Raw genomic sequence first — 15755 nt, 5'->3', positions numbered from 1 at the left:
CGTATTCCAGCGAACGGGTGGTCCGTGTCGCCCCGTCGCGGCGAGGGGTGGGTCGAGCTCGCTCCTCCCCCGCGGGCCGAGCTCGACCCACCGGCACGGAAACACGCCAGCGGTGATCGCCGGTGCGAGCCCGTTGTCAGGCCGTGGGTACCCGTAGCCGATCGACGCTACGCAGAATCGGTTCGAGCCCGCGGGCGGCGACCGGACCGAGAATGGCCATCAACAGCACATAGGTCGTCGCCAGTGCCGCGAACTCGGGTGGTGCGGCGCCCGCGGCCACGGCGAGACCGGCGATGACGATGGAGAATTCACCGTGGGCCACGAGCGCGGATCCAGCGCGAGCACGTCCGTAGCGGGAAGCCCCGGCCCGCCCGGCGGCCCACCAGCCGGTGGCGATCTTGGTGGCCGCCGTGACCACCGCCAGCAGCACTGCCCAGCCCAGCACCGGCGGAATGCTCGCCGGATCGGTCCTCAGCCCGAACAGCACGAAGAACAACGCCGCGAACAGGTCCCGGATCGGTTCCAGGAGCTTGGTGGCGTTGTGGGCGGTGGAATCGGAGATGGCGATGCCGAGCAGGAACGCGCCGACCGCCGCCGAAACCTGCAACGCGGAGGCGAATCCCGCGACCAGCAGCGCCGAGCCCAGCAACTTGAGCAGGAAGATCTCGCGATCACTGCTGTCGACGATCAACGACACGTAGCGGCCGAAGCGCAAGGCCACTACGAGCACCAGGGTGACCGCGGCCAGCGCGATGCCGACCGTCTGCAATCCGGCTACGAAACCCACCCCCGCCAGCACCGCGGTCAGCACCGGTAGGTAGCCGGCCATGACGAGGTCCTCGAACACGAGAATCGAAAGGATGGTGGGGGTTTCGCGGTTCCCGACTCGACCCAGGTCGTTGAGCACCTTCGCCACGATGCCCGAGGAGGAAATGTAGGTGACACCGGCCATGGCGATGGCACCGGTGACGCCCCAGCCCAGCAGCAACGCCACCGCGACGCCGGGGGTGACGTTGAGCACGACGTCGACCAGTCCCGCCGCCCACGAATTGCGCAGTCCGGTCACCAGTTCGGAGGCGGTGTACTCGAGACCGAGCAGCAACAACAGCAGGATGACACCGATCTCGCTGGCGAGTTCGATGAATTCGTCGACATGATGAAGTTCGATGAGACCGCCGGTGCCGAACACCAGACCGCCCACCAGGTAGAGCGGGATCGGCGACATACCGATCCGGCCGGCCAGGCGGCCCAGCAGGCCGAGTCCGAAGAAGACCGCACCGAGTTGAATCAGGGACAGGGCTGTTTCGTGTGCCATCAGTCCTCAGCCGTCCGTCAGGATCCGGCCGGCCGCGGTGAGTCCGTCGACTGTGCCGACCACGACGAGCATGTCACCGGCGGTCAGCACGAAATCGGGACCGGGCGAGGGCAGCACGTGACCAGCGCGCATGACAGCGACGATGGAGGTGGTCGTGCGAGTCCGCATCTGGGTATCACCGAGTGGACGTCCGTCATACGGGGATCCGGCACGTAACGGCAGCTGCCGGGTCGCCAGACCTGTCAATTCCCGGTGTTCGTCGTCGAGCTGGGCCATCAGCTGCGGTGCCCCCAGGAGGTTGGCGAGCACCGCGGCCTCGGGACCGCTCATCGGAATCTGTTCCGAGGCATCGGGATTGCCGACGCGGCCGATGAGCAGATCGATGGATCCATCCTTGTGGTCGATCACGCCGACGCGGCGACGCGATCCGGACAGCTCGAACTCCTTCCGTATGCCGATGCCGGGCAAGGGAGTCACATCAATATTCACAAATCGAACATAACGGACATTCACTCACGGGGTTCGGGGACCTCAGCACCCCTCCGCCGTCCCGATCGACAGTGGTCAGTACTCGTCGATGCTCAGGAAGATCCATTGCAGAGCAAAGGGTTCCGAGTATGCGCGGCCAACGGCAGACCCGGACAGCTCGTCACTCCGTCACCAGATTGGAGGCCGAAAGGCGAAGACCTCGTAGAGCTCCGTTCCGCGTAGGAAGGCGTCCTGACGCACCTCCGTAACCAAACCCTGGGAGCGCAACAGCGCGCAGAACTGTGCCAGGCGATCGCCGCAGTCGTGGACTTCGGCGACGACGGTTCGCATCCGAGCCCAGTCCGATTCGGCGATGCCGCGGACGACATCCAGTTCCGCTCGCTCGACATCGATTTTGACCAAACCGATTTCGCCTGCCGGTGCCTGGTCCGCCAGCAATGCCGACACCGTGGTGACCTCCACGTCGATCTGTTCCCCGTCCTGCAGGTCGTTGGTGACGAGAGCGATCGCCTTCTGATCGAGGCCACAATTCTGCAGGAAGATCGTCGTCGACTGGTTGTCACACTGACGGTCCGTGTACAGGCTGTAGTTCGCTGACGCCCGTGGGTACCAGGTGAACTGTGCGGTGCCCTTCGCCGCGCCGACCCCGATTTCGAGCGCGATGCCGTCGGGGACGTGCGCAACCATGTTGCGGCGCAAGCACTCGAATGTCAGTGGAGCGGGCTCGACGGCGATGACGCGCACCCCGGGACAGGTATCCGCGAACGCTATTGCGCTGAGACCGATGTTCGCACCGATATCGAGCACGATGTCGTCGGGGTGCAGTTGAGCGGCCGCCCGTCGGTAGTACCCCTGGCTCGACATCTCGTCCCAGAGCATCCGGGCCTCGGCGGGGCTCGTGCAGGTCACCGACCTGCCGTCCTTGAGGGTCAGTCGTTTGAGAGAAGTCAACATTCGCCAAGCACCTTTCCGGAACAGGGCCGATCTCGGCCGGCATTGTGGGGTGAATCGATTCGGGTGACGCGTATCGACGACGGTGTGGCAGATATGGCCGCTGATGAAGCGCCGCCACGCGTTCACGACTGCTGCGTCGAAAACCCCTCAACGTGACGAACCGGACCAACAGGGCTGTATCCGCCATGCGAAAACTATTGAGCCCATGGAAGAGTCGGTCGCCGCCCACCGCAGCGAGTTACCCGGCGGTCGCCACCCCGACCCCGGACCTTCGTCGTATCGAAGCTCGATGAGCCCCCTCGAACGGTGCCGCGCCGGGACCGCTTTCGGTCCCGTGCGCGATGGCACGTATCGGATCCACCGCGCCGATACACCGAACCACGACCAGATTTCGAATCGCCGGAACCCCGCAGCCCGGCGTCGACGGTCGTCGTACACCTAGCGGGTCACTGTAGCCCTCGCGACGACTCGCGTCCTGTATTTACCGGAAAGGGTCGCATTAAATCTGATCAAGTATGTCCGTTTGGTCTGGTCTTCAGTCGCTCTGAACGGCACCGCCAGGCGGCCTGCGCCGCCGCAACGTCCTTGTTAGCGAACGCTTTGCCACCGAATCAACCTTGCTTCACTGTCGAGAGGATGTCGCGCTGACGCTCCGCGGATTCGCATCTGATGTGCTGCAAGCAGCGTGTGTGTGTCCCGCGAGATTTAGAGGATCCAGATCATGTCAAATTGCGAGACAGTTGCCACATGCTGTGCCTATCATCTAGCGGCGGCTGTTGGCCCGCCGCGTTGTGCCGCTGTGCCGATCGAGTGTCTCGAGACTCTGCGGGCGCCGGTGAAGCCGGCGGCAGTCGCGCGAGGAGCCTCATGAGAATTCCAAGAAACATGTGAGCAGATTTGGGACGGATTGATGACTTCACCGGAAGTAGCCGAGCACCTCGCAACCCTGGTATCCCCCAAGGGGATGGACGTGGAGTTGAGCGGAGTTGTCCGCGTTCTCTCGTCGGCCCCTGCCGGTCGGACGACGACGCTGTCCGGCGACGAGCGCGAACAGCTTCTGATGGAGTGCCTCGAGAGTCTGACTCGGAGCACTCCCGCCGCTGTCGTGTTGCGCGGCACCACAACAGCGTTCGTCGCGATTCCATCGAAGCGACCGTTCCGCCTGATCGCCCGTCGGGCGACGAACGACGTCGGCGGGGCCTTGCCGGTGTTCGCCACGCACGCCCGCCAGTTGGTCAAGGTCAAAGTCGGCGGGCTGGGCGAGGTCACCGCCCGCCTGGTCGCCCGCACAAGCCGAACAGGCCGACACTCGTGGCACTGACGTAGCACTCGGTCAGCGCCTGCCTGCGCCTCGGGCGCAGGACCAATTCCATCGCCGCGCAAGCGATCTCAACCCGTCGCCTCGGGCACGAACTGCACCGAGACGGCGGGCGGCTTCGTCGTTACCGTTTGTTCATGAGTGATCGCTGAGGGCTGTCAGGGTTCCCTGCCGAAGCCGGCCAGGTCCGCCGCCCTCCAGCTCGGCTTGATCGAGGACTGTTGCAGGCAGGCATTCTCCGGACCTTGTCCATGCGGAGTGCTTTCGGCGGCCTACTGCGGGAAATGAAGACCTTCTCGAGTTCGGCGAAGGGCCGGTCGCCTCTTGCTCAGAGCTTCCTTTGGTGATCTCACGCAGTGCGTCATTCTCAGAATTGTCGATATCACTGCCCGGGCCGATCGGTCTCACTCGCTGGGCACCGCTACCACGAATTTGGCTATTTCATGGCAACGATACTGGAGCGTTGACCCTGTGTCGTATGCGACGCCGGCCCTCGCGTTCAACTGCGGAAATATAGCCCCATGGCATCCATTTTGCCCGTTATGGGCCGGTCATTAAATGGACAAATCGGAATTTCTTGCGGTTAATGTTTAAAAATGAGCTCTCTAGCGGTAATCTGGCGAATGATCCGCAATCCCTCAATGCGGATCCCCGATTGGGGAACGTGCCCACCCACGCCCCCAATGTTGTGCGGTGGTGCCGCCGAGTCCAGCGGCACCACCGTCCGGGCTTCCGAACCGTACGATACGAAGCGAACAGGAAGAGGAAATGGTCGTTACGCCATCGACGGCGCCGTCCTACGCGGGCACCGCCCGACAAGCCCTGCGTCGCCATCTGAGAGTTTTATTTCGGCATGTCCCCTTCCGCCACTCTTCCGAAGCATCGAATCGCGAGTCGAGGAAGACAACACGATGACGTCGGGGAGCGTAACGTTCGGCAACGTTCAGGTCGTATGGAGCAGCGAGAGGTCTCTCTTCATAGCCTTCAGTGCGGATTTCCCGGGGCTGTATGCCAAAGACCGATGGTCCGCCGTGCGTGCTCGCCGGCTCATGGAAGAGCGCGTACGAAGTCTTTTGATCGCCAACGACCTGTGAGGTTCGAATGGCGGCACGCAAAGTAATTGTCCCCTTGACGGAGGTCAGTGGTTGGCAACTGCAGAACTTATCGTCCTTTTTATTGTCATTTGGACGATCCTGTCATTCATTATCGGGTGGGCCTTGATGGGGCGACGGCGCTGACTTCGACGGAATCAGCACTGTTGACTGGACTGGAAATCGGGCGCGGAGGCACTGGGCGGGGGTTTGTACCCCTCGGGCCACACCGTCTTGTCGTCGTAGGTCAGATGGTCGGTGCTCATGAGGTGGTGGAGATCGGCATCCGCGAGGTTCGCTCCTTCCAGATGGGCGTCACTGAGATCCGCCATGAAGAAATTGGCGCGCGAGAGATTCGCGCCCCGCAACGACGTCGCGTGCAGATCCGCGTGCGCCAAGTCAGCACCTCTGCCGTCCGGCGCCGATAAGTTCACACGGTCCAACCTCGAGTAGGACAGATTCGCAAACTCGAGGTTGGCGCCGGAAAGATCTGCACCCTCCAGGTTTGCGAAGTCCATTCGCGCGCCCTGGAAGTTGGTGCCATCCAGTGTGGTCGCGCAGAGTTTGGACCATGTCAACCACGCATGCATGAAGACCGTATGGCTGAAACGCTTGCCGGACAGATCGATCATGACCAGGCAGGTCTTCCGGAGATCGAGCTGGTGGTCCGGGAACGGCGTGTACGTGTGACTGATGGCCGCCGCGGCGGCCCACAGGTCGGCCGGTGCCGGTTCCGCAACCGGCAAGGTGTCTACCGGCAGCTCGACATCCGGGCAATTGGTCAATTCACGCGACCGCAGAAACGCGCTGAGTACCTCGACCACCGTTTGCGAGTCGGCCGCGGAATCTCTCGCGATGCGCTCCAGCGCGTAGACCCCGCCTACTCGCACAGTCTGCTGGTCGGAACCCAGATGCTCGACGGACTTACCGAAACGATCGGTGACTTCCACTTGCTGAGACAGACCGTACTGGTGCCGTGTCTCGCGCAGATTCAGACCCGTGAAGACCAGCGCCCCGACCGCCGCCGTCGCGGTGGTGATGGCCGCCAATGCGGTCCACAAGTCCTTGTTGGCCCAGCCGCGCACAGCACCCGCCACGGTCCGTGGCGGCCGCTGTGCTCCCGGTGCTTTCGGCGCTTCCGACGACGTCGGCTCACTCGAGGTCACCCCGGCATCATGACGCTGGACCTGAGACAGCGAAGGACACCACGCCGTAGATGACCGGCATCGACGCAATGTGCTGCTGCCGGGGCGAAGTGAGAGATTTCGCCCCGGAAGCAGCGGTTTTCGTCAGGTTCAGCGGATGGTGCCGAAGCCGGGGATCAGTGGGAGGTCCAGGGGGGTGACCCAGCCCGGCGGGAGGGCGTTGACGGCCGCGACGGCGTTGAGGGCTCGCATGCCCGTGGAGAGGCAGCCCGCTACCGCGGGGGTGCGGCCGGAGCCGTCGGTGAAGCGGAACGAGGTTTCCTGGGCGATCGAGGGGCTGCCGAGGATGTCGACGCGGTAGACGTCGTCCTTGGTGCCGGCGGGCCAGTCAGGGGCGGCGTCGAGGCCGATGCGGTTGACGTGTTCGAGGGTGATGACCTCGCGGCCGTTGTAGACGCCGTTGATGGTGAAGCGGATGGCGGCGACGGTGCCGGCTTTGACGCCGCCCTTGGCGGAGGGACGGTCGGTCGGGGTGACCCATTTGTCCCAGGTGGTGGTGATGGCGTCGAGTTCGATGCCCGCGGCCGCCGCGATCATGGGAACGGTTGCGCCCCACGCCATGATGAGCATGTCGGGGTGTTCGAGCAGGGCTTTGAACTCGGGCGGGTGGCCGATGCCCATCTCGAATTCGTAGTCGCCCTCGTAGTCGGTGTAATCGAGCAGTTCGGAGGCGCGCACGGACTGCACCTCACCGCACAGGCCCATGAGGGTCAGCGGGAACAGGTCGTTGGCGAAGCCGGGGTCGATGCCGGTGGTGAAGCACGACGCTCCCCCGGCCTGACAGGCTTCGGTGATCGGGTCGCGCCACACCGCGGGCAGCTGCTTCATCTGCGGCCACACCCACGGGGTCATGGCGGTCGAACACACGTCGATGCCGGCGCGCAGGAACGCGCCGATGACGCGCATGTTCTCCTCGGCGAAGGCGGCGGTGGGCCCGTAGTGGACGACGGCGTCGGGGCGCAGCGCGATGAGCTCGTCGACCGAATCGGTGGCCAGGACACCGGTTTTCGCGGCCCCGCACAGGTCTCCGGCGTCCTTGCCGACCTTGTCGGGGTTGCTGACGCCGACGCCGACGAGCTCGAAGGCGGGGTGGCGCAGGATCTCGGCCAGCACCATGGAGCCGACGACGCCGGTCCCCCACAGCACGATGCGTTTGGTGGTCATGGTGACTCCTGGATTCATCGGTGGAATTCGCCGCAGTCGACGGTGAGCATCTGGCCGGTGACCGCGGTGGCGAGGTCGCTGGCCAGGAACAGGGCCGCGCGGGCGACCTCTTCGGGTCCGGCGAGGCGGCCCAGGTCGGTGGGCGCGGCCTTCTGCCGGTAGATGTCGTCGTGGGTGACCCCGGATTGGCTTGCCAGCCAGTCGAAGTAGGCCTTGTTGATGTCCTCGTACACATACGACGGGGCGACGGAGTTGACGCGGATGCCGCGCGGGCCCAGTTCGGTGGCCAGCGATGAGGCCAGATGGGCGAGGGCGCCCTTGGACAGCTTGTAACCGGAGTATTCGGGCTGCGAGCTGTAGGACACGCACGAGTTGAGCATGATGATCGACCCGCGGGACGCGGCGAGCGCGTCGGCGAACAGGGCCGAGAGCCGCAGCGGCGCGAACACATTGGTTTCGTTGGCGTCGCGCAGCGCTTCGACGTCGATCTGGGTGATCGGGTACATGGGCGGGATGGCGAAGGCGTTGTTGATCAGGCAGTCGACGCGGCCGGCTGCGGCGACCGCGCGTTCGGCGAGTGCGCGGCGCTGGTCTTCCTCGGTGATGTCGGCGCGGACGACGTGGGCGGTGGCGCCGAGGGCGCGGGCTTCGTCGGCGTATTCGTGCAGGCGTTTCTCGGTGCGTCCGGCCAGCACGAGGGTGGCGCCCATGTGGGCGGCTTCGATGGCCAGGGAGTGGCCCAGTCCGGGGCCGACGCCGGAGATGACGATGACTTTTCCGGCCAGCAGCGGTACCGGGCGATAGGTGTCGGGGATGTGCGGGGCGGCTGACACGACTCCTCCTCGAGTCCTCTGCCGTTACAGAGCGTAACGACTTAGTTGTGACAGACTGTAACGACTCGTGCCCGCAGCGACAAGGACGAAATCCGTGACCACACGCCACCGGCTCGGCCCGCACCGCGATCCGGCGGTGGACACCGCGGTCCTCGACGCCGCCCGCGCCCTGGTGGTCGAACAGGGTTATGCCGCAACCTCGATCGACGCCATCGCCGCGCGCGCCGGAGTGTCGCGCCCGGCCATCTACCGGCGCTGGCCGTCCAAAGCGCACCTGATCGCGCAGGCGGTGTTCCCCGATGTCGGCTCGGCGGTGGTGGCGCCGGATCTGCTCGGGGAGATCCGCAAGGTCATCCGCGGCACCATCCAATTGTTCGGGTCCGCGGAAACCCGCGCCGCCATGCCCGGTCTCATGGCCGAGATGCGGGAGGATTCCGGGCTCTACGAGAAGCTGTCCGCCCGCCTGGACTCCCCCACCCGCGACGAACTCGGCGACTACCTGCCCGGCCAGGACACCCGCCCGGGCCTGGACCCGAACACGGTGCTCGACACCATCGCCGGGGCGGCCTTGTTCGCCATGTGCATCCGCGATATCGACGATCTCGACGGCTTCGCCGCCTCCCTCGAGGACCTGCTCCTCTACGGCATTCTCGGCCGCCCCGCCGCCGACTAACCCAGACACCGGGAGGGTCTGTTCCGCAGACTCCTCATCACCGGACCCGCCGCGACTCGCGCACCCCGTCACTCCCCGATGCCCGGGCGACGTTCGCGGACGAGTCGCTGCGCGAATATCGATGGGCCGAACGGTCTTTCGCCGGTAGCCTGCCCGCCATGGCGGCGAAGAACAACAGCTATCTCGATCAGGTCGTGGCACAACAGGCCGAACTGGAGGAGGACCTGCGGCCCGCGTTCGCGCGGTCCGCACCCGCACCCGCGGCGATGCCGATCCCGCCGGGCGCCCCGGGACCGCGGGGCGCACTGGCCAAACGGGCCGGGCGCGTGGGGTCGGTGCGGGAGAACACCCCGCAGGGTCCGGTGGAGGTGCGGGTCAGCGGCTGGTGGCGGTGGCGCACGGTGCTGGTGCCGCCCAACGCGTTCGTCGTGCACACCCGCCGCGGCGCGGCCGAACCCCTGCACATCGGACTCGGTGTGTCGTTCCGGTTCGACCCCACCAAGGACTCTTACCTGGTGGTGCCCGGCGCGATCCAGACCATCCTGATCAACGCCTACTGCATCTGCAGTGAACTGCAGGGCGTGCTGGTGCAGGGGTACGTGCAGTGGATCATCGACGATTTCGCCACCGCCTACCGCAAACTCGACTTCTCCGACCCGGAGGATCCGATGCGGCTGGTCAATGTGCAGCTGCGTGAACAGGCCGAGGCCGCGATCAAGGACAAGGTGTCCACGATGGCGGTGCGCGACGTGCTGTCGGACAAGCAGCCCATCATCGAGGAGCTCACCGCGCGGCTGCGCACCGTCGCCGAGGGCGCCGGCGACGGTGCGCGGGGGCTGGGGTTGTCGATCGTGACCGTGCAGATCAAGGAGGCCGTCGTCTCCTCGAACACGTTGTGGGAGAACCTGCAGAAGCCCTACCGCAGCGAACAGAACCGGGTCGCGCGCCTGGCCGAACTCGACGCCCAGGAAGCGGTGTCGGTGCGTGAGGCCGCCGCCGGGCGGGCCGCCGAGCAGCGGCGCATCGAGAACGAGCGGGAGCTGGCCGAATTGCGGGCCCGCAACGACGCCGCGTCCTTCGACCGCGAATCCGCCGAACGTTTGCGCCGCACCGAACGCGAGCACGAGGTGAACCGGGAGGTAGCCGACCTGGCCCAGCAGTCGGCGTTGCACACGCTGCGCCTGGAACACGAACAGCACGCCGAGAAGCTCGACAACGCCCGCCGCGAAGCCGAGCGGGCCGCGCAGCGTCAGGAAGCCGATCTGGCGTTGGCGCAGGCCAAAACCCGAGTCGCGCACGAGGCCGCGTTGCTGGAACTGGATCGGGAACGGGTCGGCATCGACAACGCCAACAACCGCAATGCCGCCACCATGCAGGCCCAGCTGATCGAGGCGCTGCCCGAGATCGTGGACAACCTGCCCACCCCGACGGAGTTGCGGACCGTGCAGATCGGCGGGGACACCACGGGATTGGCGAGTGTGGTGGCGCAGTTGTCCGACATCATCACCGCCATCCGCAAAACCGGACAATCCTGACGCGTCGGGTGTCGTCATTCGGCCCCGCCACGCCCACGCGCCGTCATACCGTCTGAGAAGGCCTCGACGGTGGGAGTGGATCGAGAATGGTGATGAGCGAACCGAATACGACACCCGCGGTGTTCCAGGCGACCGCCGCGATCGACCCCGCCGCGATCGCGGTCCGCTCGATCGGCGGCACGCTGACCCTCACCTGGCGCGACTACGCCGCCCAGGTCCGCGAGATCGCCGCGGGCCTGGCCGCGCTGGGCGTGGGCCGCGGGGACACGGTGGCGTTCATGATGGCCAACCGCGTCGAGTTCTACCCCCTCGAGGTCGGCGCCCAGCACACCGGCGCCACCTCGTTCTCGGTGTACAACACGCTGTCCGCCGAACAACTGCATTACGTGTTCAGCAACGCCGGCAACCGGGTCGTGGTGTGCGAGGCGCAATACGTGGACCGCATCCGCGCGTGCGGGGTGCCCATGCAGACCATCGTGTGCGTGGACACCCCCACGCCGGGCACGCTGAGCGTCGCGCAGTTGAAACAGCTCGGGCGCAGCGACTTCGATTTCGACGCCACCTGGCAGGCGATCACCGGCGAGGACATCGTCACCCTTTGCTACACCTCCGGCACCACCGGCAATCCGAAAGGCGTGGAGATCTCCCACGCGGGTCTCGCGTTCGAATGCCGCGCCTATGCCTCGGTCATGCCGGTCGAGTTCGGGGACCGCATCACCTCGTTCCTGCCGACCGCGCACATGGCCGACCGTGTCACCGGCCTGTACCTGCACGAGTACTTCGGCACCCAGATCACCGTCGTCCCCGATCGCACCCAGCTCGGCGCCGCCCTCGCCGACGTGCACCCCACCATCTGGGGTGCGGTGCCGCGGGTGTGGGAGAAACTCAAAGCGGCCGTGGAGTATTCGGTCGCCGCCGAATCCGACCCCACCCGCAAGGCGGCACTGGTGTGGGCGCTGGACGTGGCCGCCCGCAAGGCCGCGGCGCAACTGGCCGGGCAGCCGCTCGACGGGCTGGCCGAGGAATGGGCGCGCGCCGACGCCGCCGTGCTGGGGGCGTTGCGCGCGAAACTGGGCCTGGATCAACTCAAATGGGCGCTGTCGGGGGCCGCGCCGATCCCGGCGGAAACCCTCGGGTTCTTCTTCGGCCTCGGCATCCCGATCTCGGAAGTGTGGGGCATGTCGGAATTGACCTGCATCGTCAGCGTCGCCCCGCCCGGGCAGGCGCGGCTGGGCACCGTGGGGCGGCTGCTGCCGGGACTGGAATCCAAGATCGCCGAGGACGGTGAGTTCCTGGTGCGCGGGCCGCTGGTCATGCGCGAGTACCGCAAGGAACCGCAGAAGACCGCCGACACCCTCGACGCGGACGGGTGGCTGGCGACCGGTGACATCATCACCTGCGACGCCGACGGGTATCTGCGGGTGGTGGACCGCAAGAAGGAACTCATCATCAACTCCGCGGGCAAGAACATGTCCCCGGCCAATATCGAGAACACCATCAAAGCCGCCGCCCCGCTCATCGGGGCGCTGGCCACCATCGGCGACAATCGCGCCTACAACACCGCCCTCATCGTCCTCGACGCCGAATCCGCGCCCCCCTACGCCGCCCAGCACGAGCTCCCCGACGCCTCGGCGGCGACGCTGGCCGGGGACAAGTCGGTGATCGCGGAGATCGCGCGCGGGATCGCCGCCGGGAACGCGAAACTCTCACGCGTGGAACAGATCAAACGATTCACGATCCTGCCCACCTTCTGGGAGCCCGGCGGCGACGAGATCACACTCACCATGAAGCTGCGGCGCAAACCGATCGCCGAGAAGTACTTCGCCGACATCGACCGCATGTACCAGCCGGAACTGGTCGAAGGCGTCCACCAACCCGGACCGGCCTGACCCCTTGCTGTGACACCGGCACCCGGCGGTAGCGCTGGGGTGCCGGATTCACCCCTTCATAACAGAGCAAGTGCTCTGTTATGGTCGGTGCATGCCCCGCCCCCGCACCCACGACCCCGACCGGGTGCTCGACGCCGCCGAAGCGCTCGCCGTGCGCTCCGGACCCGCCGCGGTCACCATCCGCGCCGTGGCCACCGCCACCGGCGTCTCCAACGGCGCGCTCTACCACACCTTCGGTTCCCGCGCGGAACTGCTGGGCCGCACCTGGATTCGCGCCGCCCACCGCTTCCTCGCCCTGCAAGCCGAGATGGTCGCCGCCGCCAGCGACGGCGTCGACGCGGTCATCGCCGCCGCCGAAGCCCCCGCCGAATTCGCCGCCCGCCACCCGCTCTCCACCCGACTGTTCTTCACCGTCCGCCGCGACGACCTGCTCGGCGACGACCTGCCCGACACCGTCCGCACCGAACTCGCAGCCACCCAGAAAACCCTGGTCGAGCTGATGAAGACCCTCGCCCACCGGCTGTGGCAACGTCGCGACGCCCACGCCGTGGACACCCTCACCATCTGCCTGGTCGACCTGCCGACAGCGATCCTGCTCGACCGCGACCGGCTCGCCGATCCCACAGCCCGCCGGCAGTTGCGGGCCGCGGTCCGCGCGGTCCTCGACATCGGGCCCGCACCCGCCTGACCCACTTTCGCGAAGGAACCCCCATGCCCACTCTGAGCTACCGCGACAAGATCGCCGTCCTCGACCTCGGCGGCGACGAGAACCGCTTCTCACCCGACTTCCTGACCTCCGTCGGCGACCTTCTCGACACCGTCATCGCCGACGGTGCTCACGCACTGGTCACCACCGCGTCGGGCAAGTTCTACTCCAACGGCCTCGACCTGGACTGGTTGTCCAACAATGGTGAGCGCGCCGAATGGTATGTCGCGCAAGTGCAGTCACTGCTGGCGCGCATGCTTACCTTCCCGCTGCCCACCGCCGCCGCCCTGCCCGGCCACGCCTTCGGCGCCGGCGCGATGCTCGCGCTGGCCCACGACTACCGGGTGATGCGCGAAGACCGCGGCTACTTCTGCTTCCCTGAAGCCGACATCCGTATCCCGTTCACCCGCGGCATGTCCGCGCTCATCCAAGCCAAACTCACCCCCCGATCGGCCGTCGCGTCCATGACGACCGGGCGCCGCTTCGGCGGATCCGACGCCTTGGCCTACGACCTCGTCGACGCGATCGGCGACCTCGACACCCTCACCGACACCGCGCTGGGCATGCTCGGCCCGATCGGCGCGAAAGACCAGGACACCCTCGGCGCGATCAAGGCCACCATGTTCGCCGACGCCGTCTCCGCCCTCAACAACGCCTGACCCCGGGTCACCGGGTGCGGCGCACCGCGAACACCGCCAGCCGCACCCGGTTGTCACAGCCGGTCTTGTCCATCAGCTGCACCAGGTGCTTCTTCACCGTCGTCACCCCCAGATTCAGACGCTGCGCGATCTCGGCATTACTGAAACCCTCCCCGACCAAACTCAGCACATCCAGCTCCCGCGGCGTCAGATCCACTGGGGCAGAGGTGGTTTCGGTGGGCGTGTCGAGGGCGCGCTGGACCAGGCGATGCAACAGGGAAGGGGAGAACAGCAGCTCCCCGTCCATCACCCGCCGGATCGCCGACAGCAACGCATCGGGCTCGGTGTCTTTCACCAGATAGCCGCTCGCACCCGCCGCCAACGCCGGATACAGGTGCTCGTCGTCGTCGAAGGTGGTCAGCACCAACACCTTCGGCCCATCCGTGCCCGCGGTGATCTGCCGCGTCGCCTCCACCCCGTCCATGCCGGGCATCCGCAGATCCATCAGCACCAGATCCGGTGACAGTTCCGCCACCGCGCGCACCGCCGCCACCCCGTCGGCGGCCTCTCCGACCACCGCCAGGTCTGCGGTCTCTTCGACCAGCATCCGCAACCCCGCCCGCACCAGACGCTGATCATCGACCAGCAACACCCGGATCACCGCGACACCACCGCCTCCGCCACCGGCAGCACCGCGTGCACCACCCACATCCCGTCGCGCGCACCCGCCTCGAGGCTGCCTCCGGCCATCTGGGTGCGCTCACGCATTCCGGCCACCCCGTGCCCCGGCACCGCCGCCACCGACCCGCCGCCACTGCGCACCGACACCGTCACCCCGGAATCGGTGCGCGACACCGCGACCCGCACCGGGTGGGCGCGGTCGGCGTGCTTCATGACATTGGTCAGCGACTCCTGCACCAAGCGCAGCAACGTCAGCCGGGTGATCGCGTCCACCCCGTCCAGACGCGCGTCGATATCGCCATGCACCGTGAACCCGCCCTGACGCACCCGGGCCACCGCCGCCTCGATCTCGGCCCGAGCCACCGTCGCATCCAGCAACGGCACCGCCCCCACCATCGGATCCCGCAGCGCGGCCAGCAGCCGCCGGATATCGGTCAACGCCCCCGACGCCGTCTCACCCACGTCATCGAGAACCTCCGCCACCCGCGGATCCGTGCCGCCGAGCACCCGGCGGGCGACCTTGACCCGCAACACGATCGAGGCCATGTGATGGGCGACCAGATCGTGCAATTCCCGCGCCAGCGCCGTGCGCTCCTCCGCGCGCGCCCGTACCTCCGCTTCCGCGGCCCGCGCGGCCAGACTGGCCGTCAGCTCGCGCTGCCCCCGCAGATACAAGCCCAGCAGCACCGGCAACCCCACATAGGCGAGGGCTTCCACGAATGTCGCGCCCCGCCAGAACGACGGCGTATGCCCACCCCAATGCCCGGCCGGCCACGCCACCGCCCACACCGAACCGACCAGCACCGCGGCCCGGGTCCCGCGCCGCGTCACCGCCTCCACCACGGCCAAGGCCGCCAGATACGGCACCAACTCCGACGGCCCCCACGCCGGGATCACGAACATCGCCACCGCCAGCCCCGACAACACCAGCGACATCGCCACCGGCCACCGGCCACCCACCGCGAACAACACTCCCGCCGACACAGCAATCAGCCAGTAAACTAACGGGACGTGGTACTCACCGGGGAACGTGCTCGCCGCCAGTAACAACGGAATCAGCAGCAGCGGCACAAAACGTGCCATCTTCCAGCGGATCGGATGAGAGTGGGGAGCAGGCACCAAACCACCGTAGAGACCGCACCCCGACCCGGCACACACGGGTCGCGTTAGCACAGAGATAGCTTGCCCGCAAGACTCGCCAGGCCGCATCCATGGCCGTGAACGCGGCTCACGGGAGGGGGAAACGACACCACCGCGATCAGCA

Annotated in this window: 14 protein-coding genes; 6 read left to right on the top strand and 8 right to left on the bottom strand. The window is 66.7% G+C overall.

Annotated elements, in window-relative coordinates:
• Positions 1-136: 136 nt before the first annotated feature.
• From ACQP06_RS18755 to ACQP06_RS18745, 3 genes are all read right to left on the bottom strand, one after another.
• The gene (locus ACQP06_RS18755; protein ID WP_433665835.1) at positions 137-1315 is read right to left on the bottom strand and encodes a cation:proton antiporter; all 1179 of its coding nucleotides are present in this window, start codon (positions 1313-1315) and stop codon (positions 137-139) included.
• Positions 1316-1321: 6 nt separating this feature from the next.
• Positions 1322-1804, bottom strand: coding sequence for a cation:proton antiporter regulatory subunit (locus ACQP06_RS18750; RefSeq protein ID WP_433665834.1), 483 nt, complete (start codon positions 1802-1804; stop codon positions 1322-1324).
• Positions 1805-1972: 168 nt separating this feature from the next.
• Positions 1973-2758 carry an FkbM family methyltransferase gene (locus tag ACQP06_RS18745; RefSeq protein ID WP_433665833.1) on the bottom strand — a complete coding sequence of 262 codons (786 nt, stop codon included), beginning with the start codon at positions 2756-2758 and terminating at the stop codon, positions 1973-1975.
• 910 nt (positions 2759-3668) lie between these two features.
• On the opposite strand from ACQP06_RS18745, the gene ACQP06_RS18740 reads away from it, so the two are divergent.
• Positions 3669-4079: a hypothetical protein gene (locus ACQP06_RS18740; protein ID WP_433665832.1), complete on the top strand. Its 411-nt coding sequence runs from the start codon at positions 3669-3671 to the stop codon at positions 4077-4079.
• 1246 nt (positions 4080-5325) lie between these two features.
• Here ACQP06_RS18740 and ACQP06_RS18735 read toward each other — a convergent pair.
• From ACQP06_RS18735 to ACQP06_RS18725, 3 genes are all read right to left on the bottom strand, one after another.
• Complete coding sequence (locus tag ACQP06_RS18735; RefSeq protein ID WP_433665831.1) at positions 5326-6333, bottom strand: pentapeptide repeat-containing protein; 1008 nt, start codon at positions 6331-6333, stop codon at positions 5326-5328.
• Positions 6334-6462: 129 nt separating this feature from the next.
• Positions 6463-7536: an NAD(P)H-dependent amine dehydrogenase family protein gene (locus ACQP06_RS18730; protein WP_433665830.1), complete on the bottom strand. Its 1074-nt coding sequence runs from the start codon at positions 7534-7536 to the stop codon at positions 6463-6465.
• Between the two features lie 14 nt (positions 7537-7550).
• Positions 7551-8369 (bottom strand): SDR family oxidoreductase, encoded by an 819-nt coding sequence (locus ACQP06_RS18725; protein WP_433665829.1) that lies wholly within the window; start codon positions 8367-8369, stop codon positions 7551-7553.
• Positions 8370-8463: 94 nt separating this feature from the next.
• Between ACQP06_RS18725 and ACQP06_RS18720 the strand changes: the two genes are divergently transcribed.
• The 5 genes from ACQP06_RS18720 (at position 8464) to ACQP06_RS18700 (ending at position 13831) form a co-directional block, all read left to right on the top strand.
• The gene (locus ACQP06_RS18720; RefSeq protein ID WP_433590278.1) at positions 8464-9042 is read left to right on the top strand and encodes a TetR/AcrR family transcriptional regulator; all 579 of its coding nucleotides are present in this window, start codon (positions 8464-8466) and stop codon (positions 9040-9042) included.
• Positions 9043-9200: 158 nt separating this feature from the next.
• Positions 9201-10577, top strand: coding sequence for an SPFH domain-containing protein (locus tag ACQP06_RS18715; protein ID WP_433665828.1), 1377 nt, complete (start codon positions 9201-9203; stop codon positions 10575-10577).
• An 86-nt stretch (positions 10578-10663) separates the two neighbouring features.
• Positions 10664-12466: a fatty acid--CoA ligase FadD11 gene (fadD11, locus tag ACQP06_RS18710; RefSeq protein ID WP_433665827.1), complete on the top strand. Its 1803-nt coding sequence runs from the start codon at positions 10664-10666 to the stop codon at positions 12464-12466.
• A 91-nt stretch (positions 12467-12557) separates the two neighbouring features.
• Entirely contained in the window at positions 12558-13154 is a 597-nt protein-coding gene (locus ACQP06_RS18705) for a TetR family transcriptional regulator (RefSeq protein ID WP_433665826.1), read from the top strand.
• Positions 13155-13177: 23 nt separating this feature from the next.
• Positions 13178-13831, top strand: a complete 654-nt coding sequence (locus tag ACQP06_RS18700) for an enoyl-CoA hydratase-related protein (RefSeq protein WP_433665825.1) — start codon at positions 13178-13180, stop codon at positions 13829-13831.
• A 7-nt stretch (positions 13832-13838) separates the two neighbouring features.
• Here the strand turns inward: ACQP06_RS18700 and ACQP06_RS18695 are convergent, their stop codons facing one another.
• A complete protein-coding gene (locus ACQP06_RS18695) occupies positions 13839-14471 on the bottom strand; it encodes a response regulator (RefSeq protein ID WP_433665824.1) in 633 nt (210 codons plus the stop codon).
• A complete protein-coding gene (locus ACQP06_RS18690; RefSeq protein WP_433665823.1) occupies positions 14468-15574 on the bottom strand; it encodes a sensor histidine kinase in 1107 nt (368 codons plus the stop codon). Before ACQP06_RS18690 ends, ACQP06_RS18695 begins: the two co-directional genes overlap by 4 nt.
• Positions 15575-15755: the final 181 nt, after the last annotated feature.

The organism is Nocardia sp. CA-136227 (genome assembly GCF_050955695.1).
In the GTDB taxonomy this organism is placed as follows: Bacteria; Actinomycetota; Actinomycetes; order Mycobacteriales; family Mycobacteriaceae; genus Nocardia.
This window is presented reverse-complemented; position numbering and strand designations above follow the sequence as displayed.